General features: G+C 43.8%; 24 protein-coding genes and 1 pseudogene. 4 read left to right on the top strand and 21 right to left on the bottom strand.

The window, feature by feature from the left end:
- The first annotated feature begins 69 nt into the window (after positions 1–69).
- Positions 70–1,719: a bifunctional metallophosphatase/5'-nucleotidase gene (locus tag ADU22_RS18940; RefSeq protein ID WP_082252930.1), complete on the top strand. Its 1,650-nt coding sequence runs from the start codon at positions 70–72 to the stop codon at positions 1,717–1,719.
- A 72-nt stretch (positions 1,720–1,791) separates the two neighbouring features.
- Here the strand turns inward: ADU22_RS18940 and ADU22_RS18945 are convergent, their stop codons facing one another.
- Positions 1,792–2,979: a M14 family zinc carboxypeptidase gene (locus tag ADU22_RS18945; RefSeq protein WP_053363558.1), complete on the bottom strand. Its 1,188-nt coding sequence runs from the start codon at positions 2,977–2,979 to the stop codon at positions 1,792–1,794.
- A 229-nt stretch (positions 2,980–3,208) separates the two neighbouring features.
- On the bottom strand, positions 3,209–3,817 hold the full coding sequence (wrbA, locus tag ADU22_RS18950; RefSeq protein WP_053364663.1) for an NAD(P)H:quinone oxidoreductase: 609 nt from the start codon (positions 3,815–3,817) through the stop codon (positions 3,209–3,211).
- 498 nt (positions 3,818–4,315) lie between these two features.
- Between wrbA and ADU22_RS18955 the strand changes: the two genes are divergently transcribed.
- Positions 4,316–5,068 (top strand): L,D-transpeptidase family protein, encoded by a 753-nt coding sequence (locus ADU22_RS18955; RefSeq protein WP_053363559.1) that lies wholly within the window; start codon positions 4,316–4,318, stop codon positions 5,066–5,068.
- A gap of 98 nt (positions 5,069–5,166) precedes the next feature.
- Here the strand turns inward: ADU22_RS18955 and ADU22_RS18960 are convergent, their stop codons facing one another.
- The 9 genes and pseudogenes from ADU22_RS18960 to ADU22_RS18995 all read right to left on the bottom strand — a co-directional run bounded on the left by ADU22_RS18960 (position 5,167) and on the right by ADU22_RS18995 (position 12,873).
- Positions 5,167–6,201 carry a DUF3231 family protein gene (locus tag ADU22_RS18960; protein ID WP_053363560.1) on the bottom strand — a complete coding sequence of 345 codons (1,035 nt, stop codon included), beginning with the start codon at positions 6,199–6,201 and terminating at the stop codon, positions 5,167–5,169.
- Between the two features lie 65 nt (positions 6,202–6,266).
- Entirely contained in the window at positions 6,267–7,679 is a 1,413-nt protein-coding gene (locus ADU22_RS18965; protein ID WP_053363561.1) for a HAMP domain-containing sensor histidine kinase, read from the bottom strand.
- Complete coding sequence (locus tag ADU22_RS18970; RefSeq protein ID WP_053364664.1) at positions 7,676–8,401, bottom strand: response regulator transcription factor; 726 nt, start codon at positions 8,399–8,401, stop codon at positions 7,676–7,678. The genes ADU22_RS18965 and ADU22_RS18970 overlap by 4 nt, the downstream gene beginning before the upstream one ends.
- Before the next feature lie 30 nt (positions 8,402–8,431).
- Positions 8,432–9,163 (bottom strand): ABC transporter permease, encoded by a 732-nt coding sequence (locus ADU22_RS18975; RefSeq protein WP_053363562.1) that lies wholly within the window; start codon positions 9,161–9,163, stop codon positions 8,432–8,434.
- 12 nt (positions 9,164–9,175) lie between these two features.
- On the bottom strand, positions 9,176–9,922 hold the full coding sequence (locus ADU22_RS18980; RefSeq protein ID WP_053363563.1) for an ABC transporter permease: 747 nt from the start codon (positions 9,920–9,922) through the stop codon (positions 9,176–9,178).
- On the bottom strand, positions 9,919–10,827 hold the full coding sequence (locus tag ADU22_RS18985) for an ABC transporter ATP-binding protein (RefSeq protein ID WP_053364665.1): 909 nt from the start codon (positions 10,825–10,827) through the stop codon (positions 9,919–9,921). Before ADU22_RS18985 ends, ADU22_RS18980 begins: the two co-directional genes overlap by 4 nt.
- A 159-nt stretch (positions 10,828–10,986) precedes the next feature.
- Positions 10,987–12,186 carry an MFS transporter gene (locus tag ADU22_RS18990; RefSeq protein ID WP_053363564.1) on the bottom strand — a complete coding sequence of 400 codons (1,200 nt, stop codon included), beginning with the start codon at positions 12,184–12,186 and terminating at the stop codon, positions 10,987–10,989.
- A gap of 230 nt (positions 12,187–12,416) precedes the next feature.
- A pseudogene (locus ADU22_RS25565) lies at positions 12,417–12,488 on the bottom strand (NADP-dependent alcohol dehydrogenase); the annotation flags it as partial.
- Between the two features lie 34 nt (positions 12,489–12,522).
- Positions 12,523–12,873, bottom strand: a complete 351-nt coding sequence (locus ADU22_RS18995) for a DUF2200 domain-containing protein (RefSeq protein ID WP_053363565.1) — start codon at positions 12,871–12,873, stop codon at positions 12,523–12,525.
- 163 nt (positions 12,874–13,036) lie between these two features.
- On the opposite strand from ADU22_RS18995, the gene ADU22_RS19000 reads away from it, so the two are divergent.
- The gene (locus ADU22_RS19000; protein ID WP_053363566.1) at positions 13,037–13,858 is read left to right on the top strand and encodes an STAS domain-containing protein; all 822 of its coding nucleotides are present in this window, start codon (positions 13,037–13,039) and stop codon (positions 13,856–13,858) included.
- 135 nt (positions 13,859–13,993) lie between these two features.
- On the top strand, positions 13,994–14,194 hold the full coding sequence (locus ADU22_RS19005; protein ID WP_053363567.1) for a hypothetical protein: 201 nt from the start codon (positions 13,994–13,996) through the stop codon (positions 14,192–14,194).
- 57 nt (positions 14,195–14,251) lie between these two features.
- Here the strand turns inward: ADU22_RS19005 and ADU22_RS19010 are convergent, their stop codons facing one another.
- The 10 genes from ADU22_RS19010 to ADU22_RS19055 form a co-directional block, all read right to left on the bottom strand.
- The gene (locus ADU22_RS19010; RefSeq protein WP_053363568.1) at positions 14,252–14,683 is read right to left on the bottom strand and encodes an Hsp20/alpha crystallin family protein; all 432 of its coding nucleotides are present in this window, start codon (positions 14,681–14,683) and stop codon (positions 14,252–14,254) included.
- Between the two features lie 12 nt (positions 14,684–14,695).
- A complete protein-coding gene (locus ADU22_RS19015; protein WP_053363569.1) occupies positions 14,696–14,938 on the bottom strand; it encodes a spore germination protein in 243 nt (80 codons plus the stop codon).
- Between the two features lie 19 nt (positions 14,939–14,957).
- Entirely contained in the window at positions 14,958–15,224 is a 267-nt protein-coding gene (locus tag ADU22_RS19020) for a spore germination protein (protein WP_053363570.1), read from the bottom strand.
- Positions 15,225–15,352: 128 nt separating this feature from the next.
- Complete coding sequence (locus ADU22_RS19025; protein WP_053363571.1) at positions 15,353–15,631, bottom strand: hypothetical protein; 279 nt, start codon at positions 15,629–15,631, stop codon at positions 15,353–15,355.
- Positions 15,632–15,662: 31 nt separating this feature from the next.
- A complete protein-coding gene (locus ADU22_RS19030) occupies positions 15,663–16,379 on the bottom strand; it encodes a DUF421 domain-containing protein (RefSeq protein ID WP_502688750.1) in 717 nt (238 codons plus the stop codon).
- 139 nt (positions 16,380–16,518) lie between these two features.
- Positions 16,519–17,043, bottom strand: a complete 525-nt coding sequence (locus ADU22_RS19035; RefSeq protein WP_053363572.1) for a CBO0543 family protein — start codon at positions 17,041–17,043, stop codon at positions 16,519–16,521.
- A gap of 78 nt (positions 17,044–17,121) precedes the next feature.
- Entirely contained in the window at positions 17,122–18,057 is a 936-nt protein-coding gene (locus ADU22_RS19040; protein WP_053363573.1) for an alpha/beta hydrolase family protein, read from the bottom strand.
- 489 nt (positions 18,058–18,546) lie between these two features.
- A complete protein-coding gene (locus ADU22_RS19045) occupies positions 18,547–19,041 on the bottom strand; it encodes a staygreen family protein (protein ID WP_053363574.1) in 495 nt (164 codons plus the stop codon).
- A 79-nt stretch (positions 19,042–19,120) separates the two neighbouring features.
- Complete coding sequence (locus ADU22_RS19050; protein ID WP_053363575.1) at positions 19,121–19,894, bottom strand: YybI family spore inner coat protein; 774 nt, start codon at positions 19,892–19,894, stop codon at positions 19,121–19,123.
- Positions 19,895–20,046: 152 nt separating this feature from the next.
- Positions 20,047–21,471 carry an alanine/glycine:cation symporter family protein gene (locus tag ADU22_RS19055; RefSeq protein ID WP_053363576.1) on the bottom strand — a complete coding sequence of 475 codons (1,425 nt, stop codon included), beginning with the start codon at positions 21,469–21,471 and terminating at the stop codon, positions 20,047–20,049.
- Positions 21,472–21,667 lie beyond the last annotated feature (196 nt).

The following is a 21,667-nucleotide window of genomic DNA, read 5'->3' on the forward strand; positions in this document are numbered from 1 at the left end:
TTTGATAGAATAAGGATGGGTCTGTTACTATTTTACTAGTAACATAACACTCTATCTAGGGGGGTCAATATGAACTACAAGAATAAGTTTTACCGGAAATTATTATCCGTAGTTACTGCTGCCGCGCTCTTGTCTACGGTTGCTGTTCCTGCCGCTTCCGCCAGCATGAAGGGTGTGAAGCCTGGCAAACCTGTGAAGGACCAGCCTTATGAGCTGACCATCATGCACACCAATGATACGCACGCCCATTTGGATACGGTCGCAAAGCGGATCACGGCAATTAAAGAGGTTCGGGATGAAAATGCCAACACCTTACTTCTTGACGCTGGAGATGTTTTCTCGGGCACTTTGTATTTTAACAACTATCTGGGTCTTGCTGATCTGGAATTCATGAACCTGGCTGGCTATGATGCTATGACTCTCGGAAATCATGAATTCGACTCAGGTACTTCCGTTCTCGCAAATTTTGTAAAGGATGCGCAATTTCCAATTGTGTCGGCGAATGTAAACTTTAAAAAAGACAAAAACATAAAGAAATACACCCATGACCGAATTGCCAGCAAGCCGCAGGATGGTAATATCTACAAGGGAATTGTAAAAGAAGTAAATGGAGAGAAAATCGGGATATTCGGATTGACGACAGCTGAAACAGTCGACATTTCCAGCCCTGGTCCGGATGTGGAATTTACGGATTATATCGAAGAGGCAAAAAATGCCGTCCAAGCGTTTGAAAAACAGGGAATCAATAAAGTCATCGCCCTTACCCATATCGGCTTAAATGATGGCGGCGGCGACAATGACCTGACACTGGCCGAAGAAGTGGACGGAATTGATGTGATTGTCGGCGGCCACACCCATGTTGAACTCAAACAGCCGATGGTCGTCGATGCCGGCAAGGAGCCTACTGTCATTGTCCAGGCAAATGAATACAACAAGTTCCTTGGTACCGTGGACGTTGTGTTTGATAAAAACGGAAAAGTCATCGAGCACGCTGGTAAACTTTTGAAAATTGAAGACTACCAGGACGACGCAAAGGCAGCAAAAATCCTGAACGAAAAGTATAAACCAGCGGTCGATGAAATGAAGAAAAGGGTTGTAGGAACCACAATGTCAGACCTGATTGGCGGTAATCCTCCTGCTCGTATCGCCGAAACGAACCTCGGAAACCTGATTACCGATGGAATGCTCGATAAAGCAAAAACCATCAATCCAAATACGGTCATTGCCCTGCAAAATGGCGGCGGCATCCGTACATCCATCCCAGCCGGCGAGTTCACCCTGGCTAAGGTGCTGGAGGTTATGCCTTTCGGGAACGCTTTAGGCATCATGCAGCTTACAGGTTCTGAAATCAAAGCCGCATTGGAGCATAGTGTAAGGCTTGCCCCTACTGCTAACGGAGGCTTCCTGCAAGTATCAGGTTTGAAATTCACATACGATAGCAGCCTGCCTGCTGGACAGCGGGTGCAGACAGTGGAAGTAAAGGGAGACGGAGCCAACTTTGCACCTCTGAACCCAGATAAGACGTATACAGTAGCAACAAACATTTTCACGGCCAAGGGCGGAGACGGATATGAAATCTTCGCTAAAGCTTACAGCGAAGGCCGTGTAAGCGAACCAGGGTTTGTTGATTGGGAGGTTTTCACGGAATATGTTTATGCACAGGAAAATCGTACGGTAAATCCGCAGGTGGAAGGAAGAATCATCGACCTTGCGAACTAAAAAGGATGGGGACATACCTTTGTAATGAAAAAGCTGGCCAAAAGTTTCTGGGCCAGCTTTTTTGTCGTCCTGTTACTTCCTCATTCGATTCGGGATATCATGATACTCCTGTGGATTCAGCTCGTACACGCTTCCGTCCGCTACTCCATTCATCACGCCCATCAAGCCAGTTTCGACGGTTTTAACCAGCTGGCCTTTCATTTTTTGGCCAAAGTTCTGGGTTTGTCCCTTTACCTCAAAAATGACGATGCCGCTGCCGTTCAGGGAAAATGCGCCCAGGGCTGTTCCCGGAAGATCCAGACCTTGGTCATACAGGGTGATGTTCGTGAAAATGGAATTTCCTTTTTCCTGGATTGCATCATACAGGGCCACATTCAGCTGGCGTGAAAAGTCAAAACGGAACTGGTCCGCGTACTGGCTATATTTCGCTCCTCTTGGATTGTTTGGATCCGGAACAAAATCCGCTGAGATTGACATGGTGACTTCCCTGTCAGTCCCTTCGACCGTATAGAAGTTTTGGTGATGCAGGTCCATGAACACCTCTACATTCCCAAACTCTTCTTTCAGGCTTTTGTACACGTCACGGACGGTTTGAGCTTCCGGTGTGATATACCAGCCGGCTGTGGCAGAATTCCCCGGAAAATCTGCCGGTTTCGGAACATAATTCAGGTCAGGGTTAAAATCACGGTTTACATCGAAACCAGGATTTGAAGTATAATCATCTCCCTGAAGGGTCCGGTTATAATAATTCCAGGTAGGCCTGGAGTTTTGCAATTGCGGGAAGTCCTCGACCACTTCCTCCCATCTCATGACATTGCCGCGCCTGTCCAGTTCGGATCCATCCGCATTCATCATCGGAATGGCCACAATGGTGAGTTCTTCCCTTATCTTTTTTGCTTCGGGAGACTGGCTGGAGCCCAGATATTGCAGAATGTTTAACAAAGCCTCTGTTCCTGTCTTTTCATTTCCATGAATCTCGCTTTGGACTAAAACCACTTTATCCCCCTGGCCAACCCGGGCAGTAAAGATATCTCTTCCCTGATTGGTTTTCCCCGCTGATTCCACCTGTACCAGTCCATTGGAAGCCTTCTCGATTTGGCTTAGCCTTTGTTTCAGTTCCCCATAATCAATATAGCCCTTCACGGATGCGGTCTCTTCGGTAATCGGTTTTGCCCCCTCAGCGAATCCTACCTGGGGAACAAGGATGGAGGCAGCCAGTGCCGCCGAGCTTAGTACCTTCCATAATTGCTTTTTCTTCATCATTTAACCTCCCGCTTGCAATTTGATTCGGAATCCGAATTACTATTATTGTGCCTGTTTCCGGCTTGCAAAGTAAATGTGCTAATAGAATTAAGATTCCGACAAATTAAACTCCTGCTTATACCTTATGAACTAAGCCTTGGAGCATGGGGACATCCACAACGCGAAAGAGCATGGGGGTCCCCATGCTCTTTGGTCTGTTATTGATGCAGGAGAACCGTCCCCCTGCTTATTTTCCTTTTTTGACCCATTCTGCTACGGTGACGGTGCGTTTTGCCTGATGCTTGACGGCTGCTTCAACGTCTTCGATCATTTTACCATTCTCACCTACTGTGACGCTTGTTCCGTAAGGATTTCCGCCTGCGCCGAAGATGACTGGATCGGTATAGCCGGGAGTCGCAATGATCGCTCCCCAGTGCATCATTGAGGTATAGAGGGACAGAAGAGTCGCTTCCTGGCCGCCATGCGGATTTTGCGCAGACGTCATTGCGCTCACAACCTTGTTGACGGTTTTGCCGGTTGCCCATAGTCCGCCTTGTGTATCAAGGAATTGCTTCATTTGCGAAGGCATGTTGCCGAAGCGGGTCGGCACACTGAAGATCACCGCATCTGCCCATTCAATATCATCGCCTTTAGCCACTGGAACATTTTTTGTCGCTTCTGTTGTCGCTTTCCAGACTTCATTTCCCTGTACAACAGATTCTGGAGCCAGTTCTTCCACTTTCAGGACTCTGACTTCTGCGCCAGCTTCCTTCGCTCCTTCTTCAGCCCATTTTGCCAATTGATAGTTGGTTCCACCCATGCTGTAGAATATTACCGCTAATTTTACCTTTTCCATTTTTTCATTCTCCTTTGTTTTTGAATTTCCAAATAGTTTGGAGAGAAAACCCATTTTCTGTACCTCCATAAATAAAATAGGATGCTAAGCAGCTTTTATTAGTCTGGTATCTTCCTTCCATAAAAATACCTTTTTTACCGATCTGAGCTTAAAATTCTTTTTTCATATCAAAATTTTGATTTAAGATATTTTTAATTCGAGATAAATGTATCACGGCCATATTGTAATGTCAATTACCTTGATGTAAATTGTTTTTAATTAAAGATAATATTTATAGTCTGAGTTCGGGAGCATTTCTCCAGATTTACAAATACCGACATTTTAATAGGTCTTTTGTCATAAAAACAAGAAAGAATTAATACCCATAAAAAGGTAAAATATGTAACTATTAAGGTGTGGGGGAGTCTATTTTAGTATAAATAACGTTTTATATAAAGCACGTCCCTCCCTGCTTGCAGGAATACGGGACTTGCAAATATAAAACTGGGGGGATGGGGAATGAAAAAAATCTTTATCGCTTTTATGCTTCTTGTATCACTGGTGTTCTTTGAGGCACCTGCAGAGGCGGCTGGCGGGGAATTTATCATCATCAATAAGTCGAACAACCAGCTGGCTTATTACAAACAGAGTAAACTGGTAAAAACGTTTAAGGTGGGAACTGGCCGGCAGCCTTCCTACACACCGGAGGGCAAATTTAAAATCGTGAACAAGATTAAGAATCGCCCTTATTACAGCGGGAACATCCCTGGTGGCGACCCAAGGAATCCCCTTGGAAACCGGTGGCTTGGCCTAAATGCCAGAGGTACCTGGGGAACCACCTATGCTATCCATGGCAACAATAACCCTAATTCGATTGGCGGATATGTAAGCGGCGGCTGCATCAGGATGTACGATGAGGAAGTGGAATGGCTTTATAGCCAGGTGAGTGTAAATACGCCGGTCATTATCACCACCTCCAAAAGCTCCTTTAATTCCATCGCTGCCGCAAATGGATATAAAGTTTCAGGAGGCGCTTCCGTTCCAGTAACAGGTGTCCCTTCTTCAAGCACCGTCCTGAAAAAAGGGATGAGAGGTGCCGAAGTTAGAAACCTGCAGCAAATTCTCACCAACAAAGGCTATAGCACAAAGGGAATAGACGGAATATTCGGACCAGCTACAGAAGCAGCCGTCAAGAAATTCCAAAAAGCCAAGAAACTGAAGGCGGATGGAATTGTCGGACCGGCCACCAAGAAAGCATTGGGAATGAAATAAAGAGAAGGCAGCCATTGCAGATGATGGCTGCCTTCTCTTTTGTCTTCAGCAATCCTTACCTGGGAGTCGCTTCCATGTGGTGGATTCTCCAGGCTGTTTTATTTAGAGGCCAGGTGTCCCCTGTCAGCGGCTTGGGGCGGCTGCTCCATCCACCCTTTCTCAATCATGATTTTTGCTGCACTTTCAACAAATGTCGTTATTTTCATGAGCGATTTACCATAAAGCAACCCAATGTCATGCCTTCCGTTTACTGCAGCTGAATTGCCAAAAGCTCTTATTTTCAAAGAGAACATATCCATTTTATGATATAACATAAGCTTATCAGAAAACGGTGAAAATGTTGACGCAGTAACGAGATCATCCAAAAAGGATGGAGATGGCAGGTTTTCGTTATGTAGCATTTTCATGAAATGTTCAATATCTGCCGTTGTCATGTCTCTCCCTTTTTCAAATAAGTGCCGAATCTTTTCATCTTTCACGACTTGGGCAAAAGCCATGATGAGAGCTTTGCTTGTAACGTTATTTTCAATATTATCGTAAAAATGGGCAATTTCCAGTGCATGCATAGGACGGACATGTCCAAAGAAACCATTTAAAAAATCCTGTTGGACGAATTCAGCCTTTTCCGGAATTGGAATGATAGGCGGCTTAATGATTAATCCTTTAGCCATTTGAATTTCTTTTATCTGCTCCATTAAGTCCATAACGGATTCCATACAATAAGTGAAAAAATCCTTTACATCCTTTCTATAAACAATGGGTATACCTACATTATATATGCTCATACCTGCTTTCGCCGTATACTTTAAGTAATGGACATAGTACTCATCCTCAAACAATCTTGGAGCACCAAGATTGACGTCATTCTCATTAAAACCTATAGGAACAGGGAAGTTGTCTTTTTCAAATATTTCTTTGATGGCTTTCATGAATTGTTCCGTCAATTTTAGTGAGTTCTCTAATAGGTTTTTGATTTCCTTATCCTCTGCGTGTTGGAAGAAATACCTTAAGATGCAATTTGACATACTGTTGCCCATATAGGTTGCCCAAAGTTTTCCCATTTCGGCTGATGTAAGTTTTTCATATGTACTTGATTTGGTCGAACCTACTTTTATTGGCTTAATTGTATCCATGGGCCTCCCCCTCATTTCAGTTAAGAGTAATTTCCCCATTGATTCAATTCCTATTCCGTCCTCACTCAACTCTTTAAAGGTAAAGATAATGATATCCTTGTGCCTTGATCGATTTCACTTTCAACGGTTATGCTCCCGCCGTGAGCCTCTGTGACCTGTTTCGCGATTGCAAGGCCCAAACCGCTTCCTTTATGGGTTTTCCCTGTATTGGTTCCGCGATAGTAGCGGGTGAATAGTTTCGTTATGTCATCAGGAGCAATGCCTTTCCCATTGTCCTCTATTATTATCGAAACGAGATTCCCTGCACTTTGTATCTTCACGGAAATATCGGTACCTGGCGGATTATGGACAATAGCGTTGAAAATCAAATTCATGACCGCACGCTGCAGTAATTCGACATCACAGCAATAAGGCTGCCTTTCAAGCTTGGAGGAGAATTGCAGATTGACTTCTTCAAAGGATGGATGATTCAATACTTGGATTACGGCTTCCCTTACAACTTCGACCAAATCCGCCTGCTTCTTTTTCAGTGGGAAAGATGTGCTCTTTAATCGGTAAGTCAGGTTAAGGTCGTCTATAAGCCTTTCGATATAATGTGACTTATCCTGGATAATATCGAAATATCGTTCCTTTTCGGCCTTTTCCAGCTCATATTCCTGAAGCAGCTCGGCATATCCTTTTATGGAGGCAAGCGGGGTTTTTATATCATGCGAAATATTGGCAACCCACTCCTCCCTCGTCTTTTCCATTTTTCTTCGTTCGATTTCACTGGACTGAAGAGCCGATGCCAAGTGATTCAGGTTCTGGAATACGCTTTTGTAAATCCCCTTCGCCTGAAAGGCGTGTTGAAAGTGCCCCCTGGACAGGCTTTGAATGCCTTCGATAATTTGGACAAGCGGCTTCGCCAAACGTTTGCTGAAAAAATAGCCAATCAATAAAGCAATAAGGGTAACCGATATGATCACAATTCCAATGACAAGCAGGCCGTCGCGGATAAGCGTTTCCGTACGGTAGTGAAGAATTGTTTTTCCAATCACTTGTTCCGGAAAGCCCATTATATAGCTTAATTGACGGTCTCCTTCATCCAGCATACCAACAAAAATAGTAGAATGCTCAAGGGCGCCCGTGTACTTATAAAACTGAACCAATTGGGCTGGTGTATACTTGGCAGGGACGTTTTCAGGTTTGAACCTGCTGTACACTTCTGACCCATTTTCGTCTAGAACCTGAATCCATATATCCGCCTTTCGCAGCTCCTGCAGTTCCTCGGCTGGTATCGAAATCTCCCCATTGTCAAAACCAATATTCCCGGCAAATCCCAATGTATACGAACCAGGGTTTTGATAAGGAAAAATCCGGTCCTGCTGTGCCAGATTGCTGTATAAAAAGACAAAATTCAAAACGAGAAACAGGAAGAAGGAGATCAATAAGCTCAGGCTCATAAAGAGGAGGAATTGCGCGGTGATTTTCCACTTCATGTTGAAGAATCCCGGACTTCCAGCTTATATCCCAGCCCTTTCACTGTTTTAATCCATTTGGGACTGCCCGGGTCGTCCTCAATTTTTTCACGCAGCCTGCGGATATGGACCATGATCGTATTATCTAAGCCGATATAATCCTCGCCCCAAACCGCTTCACAAATTCGGCTTTTGCTGAAAATTTTGTTTGGATGGCCGGCTAAATAGATCAGCAATTGAAGTTCCTTGGCCGTCAGGGTTAAAGGCTGCTTCCCTTTAAGGACCTCTCCAGTATCAGGAATAATGGTAATATCCCCAAAGGTGATTTTTTGGTCTCCTGCAGTGCTTTCCGACAAATACTCGGTTCTGCGCATCTGGGCCTTGATCCTGTATAAAACTTCCTGCGGGCTGAAAGGCTTCGTCACATAGTCATCTCCGCCGATCCCAAGGCCGAGAAGTTTATCAATCTCATCCGATTTGGCCGACAGAAAAATAATCGGCGCAAACGTAACCTTTCTTATTTCCTGACAGACTTGATATCCATCCATATCCGGCAGCATGATATCAAGGACAATCACATCATGATTTTGTTTCCTGGACAGAGCAATGGCCTCCTGTCCACTTACGGCCTTGTCGATTTGCTGAAACCCTTCCTTCCTCAGCACCGTTTCAAGCAAATCCAAAATCTCCACTTCATCATCTACAAGCAATACTCTGTTATTACCAAGTCCTTTTAATGGCATCATTAGGATCCCTCTTTTCTTCTGCTACTCTTATAGTATATCTTTTCTGCAGAAACTGGAAAATCCTATAAAAACAAACACACAAAAGATAAGGACGGAAACACCTAGCATGTGAAGATTTTTCCCGCCCATATCAAACACATAATTCATTGAGGCGACAATTGGATAATCCCACGGGTAAAAAATCCAATACTTCTCTGAATTCGCCACCAACATGGAAGGAAAGGCCAGCCCAGCCCCTACGGCCATTGGGACAGCAACATGGGCAAACTGGAAGCTCAAATAAAAGAGGGTCCCGATGATGGCCAGGGAAGCAAGAAATAAAACAAGAAATCTCTTCATCATCCACAGATAAGGAATATTTTCGATGGCCAGAAGATGGCCTGCCGCAATTAATCCAGCATAAAGGAGAATGAGGCTGAAAGTGATAACTGTCATACCCACGATCAATTTGGCACTGTATACCACTACCCGCTCTACTGGCAATGCAAATAGCTGCTTCCAGCCGTTCTGGCTGTGCTCCATCCTGGCCATCATCGCCAGCACAATCGTAATGATCAGCGGGAAAATCAGCCAGCTGTACACGGCCATGCTTCCCTGATACAAAAAGGCGCGAAAAAGATCCTCAGCTTCTCTTGCCCGGTCCAGTTTCGCAAATTGCCAGCCCTGCAAAAGGGCAAACAATGTTAATGCTGTTGTTATCAACCCTATCCGCGTGCGCCTTAATTTATAGAACTCTGTCATTATCAATGTCTTCATCATGGTTTCCCCTCCCTAAAGCACATCTCTGCGTTTAAATTGCCACAACCCTAATCCAAAGAAAACGCCCAGCATAATAAAATTATTAAAGATCATCTCTGTGATGCTCCCCCCATCATACCCATCCGTAAAAAACGTGTAGGCATATGGGTAGATTTTTACCCACTCCGGAAACATAAAAATAACGATGGAGGATAAAATCACTCCTGCAAACCCAATCACAATTCCGATCACCGAGTTTTTAAAAGAAAAGCTCAGCCAATTATGCAAACCGGCGACGGCCAAAATCAGCACTATTTGTTTTCCCGCATAGATGCTATAACTTTTCCATTCCATGGCCTCAGGAAAATCCATTATAAAACCAACCAGTATTAGGCCCGAGACATTCAGGACAATCAGCAGGACGCTGAAAATCCAGCCTGCCACAAATTTGGCCAGATAAAATTCTTCCCGCCGGACGGGTAAGCTTAGAAGCTGTTTCCAGCTGTTGCGTGATTCCTCCACCTGGTAAAGGAGGGCGTAAATTATGCCGACAAACATGGGCAAAAACATGCCCCATCCAAGCACCCGGTGGTTTTCCATCAGCAATAAGTCCCAAGATGTGTGGCCAGGGCGGACCGTATCAAGAAGGTAATCATAACGGATCTGGAAATCCAGGAACATGGCCATCGTCGTCCCGGCAGGTATGACGAGCAAAAACAGCCAGATCAACCCTTTTTTCTGCTTGTAGCCTTCCAGCCAAATTAAGGTATGCAGCTTCATCTCCTGCCCTCCTGCCCCGTAACGGAAAGAAAGATTTCTTCAAGGGACTCCTGTTTCATCACCAGCCGGTGGACATCGTAGCCGTTCAGGATCAGCTCACGGTTTAATTTCGCCGGTTGGACGCCTGAATCTACATAAAGATAGTTTTCATCCCCTTTAAAGGGAACCCCCACTTCGGTTAAATAGGTTTCAACGTCCTTTCTCGGTTCAACGACCATCTCGATAACCGCGTTTTGCCTATCCTGCAGATCAGCCATCGATCCCTGAAACAGCAATTTTCCGTTATGGATGATTCCCACATGGGTCGCCATTAATTCTATTTCACTTAAAATATGGGAGGACAGCAATACCGTGATGCCGTAATCCTTTGGCAAGCTCTTAATCAACTCGCGGATTTCGATAATGCCGGAAGGATCCAGGCCATTGGTTGGTTCATCGAGGATCAGAAGATCGGGGCTGCCCAAAAGAGCCTGGGCGATTCCAAGCCTCTGTTTCATCCCAAGGGAAAACTTCTTTACCGCTTTTTTCTGCACGTCCGTTAGTTTGACGATTTCGAGTACCCGTGCAATTTCTTTTTTGTCGACGTTCAGGATTCTTCTGGTAATCTCCAGGTTTTCATAACCCGTTAAATGCCCATAGTAAGAAGGAGTTTCCACCATCGAGCCAATTCGCTGCAAAATCGCGAGCCGCTCTTCCTTGATAGACTTCCCAAATATATGAACCTCCCCTTTTGTTGCTCCTATCAAGCCAAGCAGCATGCGGATGGTCGTTGATTTTCCGGCTCCATTCGGGCCGAGAAAACCGTAAATCCCCCCCTCCGGGACTCGCAAACTGACCCCTTCAACGGCGACAAACTTTCCAAACTTCTTCGTCAGCTGGTTTGTATCAATAATATTGGCAGACATCATTTCCCTCCACTCCTTGTCATACCTCCATAATAACGCCCCAACCTTAACGCTTAATTGGCCGTACCTTAAATGAACCTTAAAAAAATAGAACCTCCTATCAGGAGATTCCATTAAATAAATTTTTCTGCAGTTTAATAAGTGTGTTCACAAAGAATTTTAAATCGAGGCAGGTGACCCGGCCCTTCGATTCAATTTTTCAGAACTTAGATACATGGCAGCGACAAATAAAACCATCCATAGCGGAAAAATTCCTATCGTTGATTTGGAGGCGATGAACCCTATTAGAGGTGGTATAAAGGTGCTGCCAGTATAGGCAACAGCCATTTGGTAGCCCATAATAGTCTGGGAATGCTTTTTCCCAAAACGAGCTGGCGTTTCGTGCAGCATGCACGGAAAGATTGGAGCCAGCCCGAATCCAACCAGCACAAAACCTGCCAGCGCAAAAATGGATGGCAATGGGAGGAATAGAAGGATGGCACCTCCAAGGGCTATGATTTGGCCCGCTCGAATAAGGGTAACGTTATTCACCTTGAAGGTAATAAAGCCGGTTATGAACCGGCCAATGGTGATTCCGCCGTAATAAAGGGAAACCCATTGTGCCGCTGTAGCTGCGGTCAGCCCCTTGATATTCACCAAATAGCTGCTCCCCCAAAGGCCCATTGTGGCTTCGATGCCGCAATAAAACAAGAAAGAGGCGAGAGCCAGTTTGACTCCTTTTATTTGCAGGGGCTTTATTCTTTCATTACCTTCATACTCTAATCCTTCATTGCTCTTTTCTGGGGCTTCCTTGATATGAATTTGGCTGCTTTTCACTTTGCCCCACAAAGGCAAAGTAAACAAAAGGATGACCGCCAGCACAAATTGAATTCCGGCAATGGCAAAATACCCGCTGCTCCAGGAATTTTGACCCGCAATATACTGGGCCATGATCACCGGCCCAAGAGTAGCTCCTACTCCCCAGAAGCTATGGAGCCAACTCATATGATGGGCCTTGTAATGTGTCGCTACATAATCGTTCAATCCCGCATCAATGGCTCCAGCCCCCAATCCAAGAGGGATGGCGAAGAGAAACAGCCACATAACAGAAGGAGCAAAATAAAAGCCCAGTAAAGACCCTGCTGTCATTAAGGTGCTTACAAAAGTTACCTTTCCGGTCCCGAACCGTTTAAGGACCTTCCCGCTAACCAAACTCGAAAGAATCGTACCGCCCGCAATCGTCATAAACAGGAATCCTGCCATTTCCAGGGGCGCATTCAAGTCGGACTGCATGACCGGCCATGCGGCACCCAGCAATGAATCAGGCAGCCCCAGGCTGATAAAAGCCAAATAAATAATGATTAATAGCAATGTTGCCATATTGAACCTCTCTTACCTTTTCTGGTTATTTGCATTCAACATAAGGTCAAGGCACAGGCTTTGGAACCAAATAAATAATCCTGTTTCCAATCGCTTATTTTCATTCCTGGAAAGCATAAGGGATTGTAATAAGATATCCTATAAAAATAGTAAAATCAATGTGTTTGAAATTGACAATTAAATAAGGTGTCCCCCAAACCTGGGACACCTTACCTTCCGAACTTACCACCTTACATCATGCTAATATCAATTACAAACCGGTATTTCACATCTGAAGTTAAGACTCGATCATAAGCTTCGTCAAATACGGGTGGCTTTCTGATTGTTCTATTTCCATTATGTCCGCAAAATCTTCTCCATCGCTTTTCCCTTTGCTAATTCATCAATCAGCTTATCCAAATAGCGGATTTCCTGCATCGTTGGTTCTTCAATGTCCTCCACCCGGACGCCGCAAATCACACCTTTAATCAAAGCCCGTGAAGGATTCAGTCGGGGAGCTTCCGCTAAGAAGGTTTCAAAGTTTGTCTGCTTTTCCAGCTGTGCTGCTAACTCTTCCTCGCTATAGCCTGTCAGCCAGGTGATGATTTTATCGACTTCTGCTTTCGTACGCCCCTTTTTTTCGGCCTTGGCAACATAATGGGGGTAGACGCTTGCGAAACTCATTGTATAAATTCTATGTTTGGACATGATTAATCCTTCCTTATATAATTTTCTTTATTATAAAGCGGAAAATGATTGCGTTCAATTCATGCAGCCATCAATTTTTGTTTAAAAAGGTTTTAATTTCCCATCGGCGGGTATAATTAAGACATTGTTCTACTTATCGGAGTATTAACAGGGGGAGAAAGAAATGAAAACAAACGATTTCTTAGCGGAGGAACTCAAACTATACATCAAAGAGAATGGAGTACAGTTTGAAAATGGTTTGCTATCTGAAGCTGTCAATGTTTCAGGTAAAATTAAACACATTCTGGAAATGGGGAACATTGATTTATTACAGAATGCCCGAAAATTAATATACTACATTGTCGACCGCCAACATGAAGATTTGGTCGCTTTTGCTGAACAGGAAGGTATCGCCTGGGCTGGGCATTCCTTGACGCTTTCCTTAAAATTGGAATGGGTCCAGGCAATCAGAAGGACATTGTGGAGGATCATCAGTAATCTTGACCATGAAAAAGACCTTACCCAAAGCCGTTCGGAGTTATACGAACTGGAAGAAAGAATCAATAGCCAGATTGACCAATTTCTTAACAGCTTCTTCCTAAGCTATTCTAAGTATAAAGACGAAATGCTGCTTAAGCAGCGGGAAATGGTAGAACATTTATCGGTTCCAATCATTCCAGTGAGAGAAACGGTTTCTGTTTTGCCTCTTATCGGCGCTATCGACTCCTACAGGATTAAAATCATCGAGGAAAAAGTGTTGAACGAAATTGCCAAAATTAGAATTCAAACTCTGGTTATCGACCTCTCAGGCGTTGCGACAATGGAAACGGACGTAATCGATTATTTTGAGAAGATCCTGGCTGGAGTTTCTATGATGGGCTGTAAAACCATTCTAACCGGCCTTCGTCCAGAACTGGTAAGAAAAATGGTGCACTCTGGAATCCGGTTCGAAAAAGATGCAGAAACAAAAGGCACCCTTCAGGATACATTAAAAAAATACCTATAAATATTGAAAAAGACCGACTTTTCGGTCTTTTTTTGCTTTATAATGACATAACAAGGAAATAAATACATTTAGCATTTAAATAAGCATGCACACCGCTACCATTATGGATTGAATCCAATCAAGGGAGGCGTTTTAATGATTTGGCTCGTAATTCTGACACCATTGTTTATCCTTATCCCCTTCGTTCTCTATCTGGACCGCAAAAGGACAATGGGCCATCCCGCCGAAGGAAATGATAACACGGAGCATGCGATGGCGGAGAGTGAAAGGGCTAAGAAAGATGTCTTTCTGATTCCACCAGGCTCAGGAGGAGATGGAGGGGGACCAATGACTTGAACCTGCTGAAATTCAGCAGGTTCTTTTCTTAAAGTCCTTGAGATGCTATTATCCGTTTCAATAACCTGGTATTGTGACGACCGATGCCTCGGAGCGAGGATAAGAGATGTACAATAAGCCCATATGCATTTGAATGGTGAGTAAATGGGGAGATGTTTCTTCCGGCAGTTCGATAATCCGTTCAAAATCACCGTAAAGACTTTCTCTTTTTAATTCCAGTTCTTCCGGAAGGTATGGGGTTCTCTTACCGGAGATTCGCAATTGTTTGTTAGACAGTAATTTAAGAAAAAGGTTCTCTGCCAGCACTCCCGGTATTTCAACAATTATATAATTATATTGACCATCCTGATAGACATTAAAGGCTGGAGTTTCTTCCTGGGGATCAATAAATGCTTCTGGATGCTTACTCCTTAGAACATGGGTCCAGAACTCATTCTTGCCGCCTTGATTGGTAATCTCCAGCCATTTTTTGATTTTTTCTTTATCCATCCTGGCTCTCCCTTAAATTTGATTGGCGATCGGCATGGACGGGTTCAAAATCTGATCCTGGTCGCTAACATCAGTATCCAAATTCCCTGAGTTCTGCAAGGATGTAGGCGGTGAAAAATCCCCTAAAGAAAAGTTCGCCCCTATAAACTTGCTATTCGCCGTATGACTGTTTTGTACGGTTGGCCCGATATCGATATTGCCATTCTGATTTGCTCCATTTACCTTTATATTGAAAATATTGATTTGGTATGGCATAAAAATACTCCTTTAATTTCTATAGTGGCACTACTGGCGATCCTTCTTTGAGGATGTTAGTAGCATCTACGGTTCCAAGACCGGACTGATCCATAATATCAGGGTCATTTAAAAGGTTTTCCATCATTGCATCCGATGCTGAATAATCACCAAATGACGAATTGGTTCCCTGTAGTTTGCTGTTGGACGTAGGACTATTATGAGAAGCTTCTCCAATCGTGATCGAGCCATTCCCGGAAATGCTATTGATCTTCAAGTAATATACATTGACCACACAAGAAGTCATATTCGGACACCTTTCTATACACTATTTTTCATACTATATGTAAGACTGTGCCTAAATGTGCCTATCTTGCCCCCCTATTGGCTATCCGCATTTGTAATTCCACCCTATAAATAATGACCGTACGCAACCTACTCTCCACCTCTGTAGGCTTTAATGGACGTTTTCAGTGCCGCATAATTTCCTATAGCTGCGTATCCATAGAACCAGCCCATAAAAAAACCAGCAAATAGGTGATGGCGATGGCTAATAAAGATTGAAATGCACAGGCCAAGAAATAAGGCCACTAGAGGGACAAACTTCTTTGGTATTTTCAAACCTATCTTAATTGCTTGAGTTATTACCATTATCACTGGCACTGCAATGATCGCATCCCAAAAATTTGTATGGATTACCGGAAATACCTCCATTTGGTGTGCACGTCCTTTTGTTGTTTAGTTTTTATTCTATGTCAACCGGGGAATCGATGTTGTCCCTGTAGGTGTCCAGATACACTTTATTATTTGGAGCCAGGACAGCATATACAACCTCCTTGGGTTGAACCTTGCGCTTATTCAATTCCGAGTATAACCATTTATGCGAAAGGTTATTTTCCGCTAAATTCTTATTGATAATAGTTCCATCCATAATCAATTCAATGGGGAGTCTTTCTTGCGCGCCTGAATGAATAGAAAAGTCTTTATTAATGGGCGTCCTATATTCTGGTTTCTTTAACACACTAAGGTTACCATTCGTTTCAACCAGGGCAAATTGAATTGTCCCAATATCAAACACATCCTTCTGCCTTAATTGCTGGTTTAAATAATCCAGGGTATAACGCATTTTTTTCATATTGGATTCGAGTATTTTTCCATTTTCAATGACAACAGTCGGGTCACCCGCAAATAATTTGCGCCCCTTTTTGTTTCGCAAGGAAATAATGGCCATAGTAAATATGATCAGAACGAAGGTCGAGAAACCAATCACTGGGTGGTGAATAGGTATTTTAGTATTTGATGCCAAGTTGGCGGTTATTCCGCCCAAGGTGATGGCTGCAATAAAATCAAATATGGTCATTTGCGAGATAGTCTGCTTTCCTAAAATCCTTGCCGCAATAAATAAAATCGTAAATGCAGCGAATGACCGGAGAATAATTTCACTGAATTCCAATATTGACATGGTATCACCTCGCTATTATGGTTTGTAAAATATGGGATTATAATCATTTTATTGTAAAATAACAGGACAAATAAAGGGCCGTACATCCTCCTGGATCAACCGCCCTTCCATTATCACTATTGTTGCTTCAATCCAAGTGTCATTTTAATATTTTAATCGGAACCTGAAACACATTCCACAAAAATACAGTAAATAGGACAGACAACCCCCATGCCAAAAGAGGATTTTTGTGGTGAATCCTAAGCATCGGAAACATAACTGCAAGGAACAATAATGACCACCACATATTCCAGCCATTATGATGATTTATTAGGTTCAGAAACCTCAAATTGATATATTCAATTAGCCAGTACAGAAATATCCACAGTGATACCCAAAGTGTTTGTTTCCACCTTCCTTTCGGGAAGCGGCCAAGATAAATCAAAATTGTCGCCGGATATACAATCGCCATGATCATAAGGTTAATAAACGTATGGTTTTGCAATAAGGCTTTTCCAAAGAACACTTCCTGATATGTCCACATCATATGCTTATAGAGCAGGAAGTTCTTAATCGAATCAACACTAATAAGGAACAAGATGGTCGGATAATAAACCTTCCACCTTTTCCAATCCCCCCATTTAATAGCTGCCAAAAGGAATAATGCATTAAATACTATGTGCATAATTTGGGCTCCAAAGTTTTAATTACTACTATTGTGCCCTTTTTATATCAAATGAATAGGTTAAATTTTTATAGGATTCTACTCATCATGAACAGAGAGGATCCAGTCGGAAATGTCCTTAATAACCTGTTGGTCGACATGCTGTGGTACCTTGTATTCTTTCTTTATTTTCATGAGGTCCCCGTATATGGCAGGCATGAACAAATGATTCAGATTGGGGTAGCTCTTGAATGTCACATTGCTTTTTCCACCCAGGATTTCCTTGTATCCACCAAAATCTTTTTCCAGGGAAGATTGCACATCCTTTTCCCCCTGCAAAATCAACACCGGCTTATCCAATTCACGGAGATATTGGACTGTTGGATATTCACCCATTTCTTTAAAATAGTAGGCCCGCATGTATTTGCCAATCACTTTGGCAGACTTTGCTTCTTCATCACTTAGATCATATATATTTTCCAGCTTGGATGCTAATCCGGCTATCTGTTTTTTTACAATGAAACCTAAAAACCTATTCAGGGAGTTTAACAGCATGTGATTTTGGTGCATCATGATTTCTTCCAATTTGCGCGGAGAGCCTGCCATGATAATCAGGCCGGCGAAGTCCCCTCCTTCCGCATCAATTCTCGGGGCAAGCATGCCACCCTGACTATGCCCAATGATAAAAATCCGGTTTTTATCTATTCTTGCATCATTCCGCAAAAATTCAGCAGCCAAAATCGCATCGTCAACGGTTTCTTCCTTTACCGACAAACCAGGATCGTCTTTCATTTGCTTTCCGTACACAAAAGTTCTTTTGTCATACCGTACGGCGGCAATCCCTTTCCGCGACAGCCCTTCGGCAATGTCCTTGAAAGGTCGGTTCTCCCCAATCTGTTCATCCATATTGCTGGCCCCAGAGCCCTGAACCAATACAACAGCAGGAAGCAGTCCATTCCGGTCATCAGGCATGGTCAGCATACCATCCAGCGGATGCTTCGTCCCTGCCCCAATCACAATTTTTTCCTCAGCCATCATCCAACCCCCATAATCAATCTTTATCTATGTAAAAATTCCACATAAAAATGCGTGAATCCTTCCTGGATTCAACGCATTTTCGATAAAAGCAGCTATTTCCCCGGACTAGGAGCACAATTCCCGGTTAGTGGACATGGCTAAGCACCGTGGCTGATAAATAGCCGGAAAAACTTCGCTTATTAGAAATTTTTTTATCTTTGGAGGTGGACATAGACGGAAATTATTCGCTTATTCCATATTTCTTCTTAAAAAAGGCGTAAATAGACGGAATGTTTCCGCCTATTGATCTAAAAAATGTAAAAACAGGAGACTTTTCTTGGCATAACCGGAAAACCTACCGTTATTTAAACAGAAACGAGCCTCATTCTGGATATAACGGAAATTTCTCCGCTTATTTTAAAATTCACCTGTCCGATTGCGCCCTCCAAACAAAAATAACCGAGCAACATCTTCCGTTGCTCGGATTACCCCGGCTAAATACCCTTCCTACACCTGTGTTCTCGTAGTCACTCTCTTGGCGGTGGCTGATGCCAGGTAGTATCTTGGTGTTCCAAAGTACAGGACTTCATTGAATTCCGGGAAAACGGATTCGAAATGGACGAGGATGGGACTGTCCAGCAGCCAGGGGTTGTGGACATAAAACTCACGGTCGCCATAGACCATGCCGGTGAGGGCCAAGTTCATTTCCTTTTTGAAAATCATGTAGCGGATTTTGGCCAGCTTTTCATCAAATTCACCTGTGCTGATATGAACCTTCCCCATCAGCACATATTCCCCATTTCTGGTCTTCCATTCAGCCAGGACTTCATCCCGCAGTTTTTGATCAGTCGCATCAAGATCATACCTTTTTCCAACAGCTAGAAATAGTTCACCCGTTTCATCGCTGTGAGTCAATGTATATTTTCTCCCCTGTATTGGACTAAAACTGGTTGTGGGAGGCTCAAAGGTCACATGGAGTTTTTCAGGGTTAAATTCAGTCATGGTAAGAATTCTCCTTCCCAGGCAATGCTGACTATTCTTACCATATCCTATGCTATCGTCCTCTTTTTGTGACATCCGCCTACTTGTCTTCTTTTACTAGTTTCACTTCAGTGCCGGCGAGTGTCCATTCGCCATTATCATCGAACCAGACTGAATGGATATAACCAATGGTATCCTCGCTCCCCGCCCCGCAGAATCTTTGTACACCTCTAAGCCCCTTCCTTCCGCCTTCGAGGATCACCGGTTTCAGCGAGCTGTAGGGCATAACCTGCAATTCCATGGGCTCGTTCAGTTTTCCATTTTGGTACAGCCCTAGCGTATTGTATTCTCTTTTTCGGGAGGACAGGTCAAAGGAATAGGATTCGTTACTGTTTTCAATTTTTAAAAATGCCTGGTAATCTTCCTGGAACTGACTGCTGACCATCAAAGGATCCGGAACTCCCAAGTCGGTTTCAATGCCATTTTTAAAGGAGTACAAATGATAGTGGGATGTGTCGCTGTCTTTACCTGTTTTAGCACTGATAAGAATGTCTTTCACCGAATCGCCGTTCACGTCTCCAATTACGACTTTTGGTTGTTGGCCGCCTTCAAATTTTATGTTGAATTTTTTGCCTTCGGAGGTTTTCACCTTTAGCAGGATTTCTTTTAAAAAATGAGGATCTTCTTCATAAGGTTTGCCGTTTAGCGTAACATAGTCTGCCTTGCCATCACCGGTAACATCCTGTTTATGCTTGATTGTTTTGTATGCCGGCGTCTTTTTTTCCTTCTTATCATCCGTTGCGTAGGCACCTGTAATGGCTGATAACGAAAGAGCGAAAATCAGCCCGAATGGAATCAGTAATTTCTTCTTCAAGTATGGCTCCCTCCTAACATACCCAGTACCACTTAAGATGCCCATAACTGGAAGGAATATGCAGACCAGTACTTAATAAAGCATGCTTGTATTCCCATTGTATGATAGCAATAGTGAAAAACCCCCTGATTCATGATCAGGGGGTTAATGCATCAGGAATTTTTCTTTTCTTGCGGCCGGTTTTCCCAGGACTCGATTCCTTTTAGGCCAGGAATGCTGTCAGCAAAAAATACCGGGTCCTTGCCTTGCTTGCGCTGTGCTGTATAATCCTTCAGGGCAGCCAGTGCAATATTGACAAGCAGGGTAATCGCAACCAGGTTGATCAGCGCCATGATTCCCATGAACAAATCGGCAAGGTTCCATACAACCGCCAGGTCCACAAGCGCTCCAAACATCACCATGCCGACAACGGCTAACCGGTATACGAGCATCGCTGGTTTGCTTTGTTTAATAAACTCAATATTGGTTTCTCCATAATAGTAATTTCCGATGATTGAAGAAAAGGCAAACAGGAAAATCGCCACGGAAATAAACGATGGCGCCCATGCACCAACATGGGTGCTTAAAGCTGCCTGTGTAAGCTGGATTCCGTTCAAATCCGGATCCGTGTACACACCTGAAAGAATAATGATGAACGCCGTAGCGGAACAAATCAAAATCGTATCCACGAACACACCCAGCGTCTGGATCAGACCCTGTTTCGCAGGGTGGGAAACAGCAGCTGTGGCCGCCGCATTTGGCGCACTACCCATACCGGCTTCATTGGAGAACAATCCGCGCTTAATTCCCCATAGTACAGCCGCACCCATTGCTCCGCCGGCCGCTTCCTGGAGGCCAAAAGCACTGCTCACAATCAAGCCGATCATCGCGGGCACCTCGGTGAAATTGGTGATAACGATATATAAGGCCAGAATCAGGTAAAGAACCGCCATGATTGGCACAATCACCTGGGAAACATGCGCGACACGCTTAACGCCGCCAAAAATGACAGCTGCAGTCAGGACTGCAAGGACAATTCCAACCCAAAAGCGTTCAATGCCGTATGCCTCATGGACTGCCAGCGAAATCGTATTGGACTGGACGGAGTTGAACACAAGTCCGAAGCAGAATGTGATGATAACGGCAAACAGAATCCCCATCCATCTCTTGTTCAGGCCTTTTTCCATATAATAGGCAGGACCTCCGCGGTACTCGTCCTTGTCCTTAACCTTGTAAATCTGCGCCAGTGTGCTCTCGACAAAACTGGAGCCTGCGCCAATGAAGGCAATCAGCCACATCCAGAAAACCGCTCCCGGTCCGCCTGCTGCGATCGCTGTCGCCACCCCTGCAAGGTTTCCTGTTCCCACACGGGAAGCAGCCGAAATGGTGAATGCCTGGAAAGAAGAACGCCCTCTTTTCCCAGCTGCAGAGACTGTTGATTTTTCGGCAATAACACGGAACATTTCAAAAAAGTATGTAAACTGGACAAATTTCGTTCTAAAAGAAAAATAAAGACCGGTCAATACCAGAACGGCAATTAACACATATGACCACAGAAGGTCATTAAAAAAGTTAATGATGCTATTGAATAACTCCATTGCAAAACTCCTTTTCCCACTTTTTTTGTAAGCACTTTCCCTGCACAAGTTTTAATGTACCAGATTGCCGCCTGAACGACAATGGCAGGAAATTGGCATCCTATATCATGGTCGTGTAATACAAACATGCCACCTGCACTTTAATCGTTTAAATATTCCCAGTCCTTTAAAAATGAAACCTCTGCTAATACAAATA

Origin of the sequence: Bacillus sp. FJAT-27251, assembly GCF_001273925.1 — a bacterium.
Taxonomy (GTDB): domain Bacteria; phylum Bacillota; class Bacilli; order Bacillales; family Cytobacillaceae; genus Mesobacillus_B.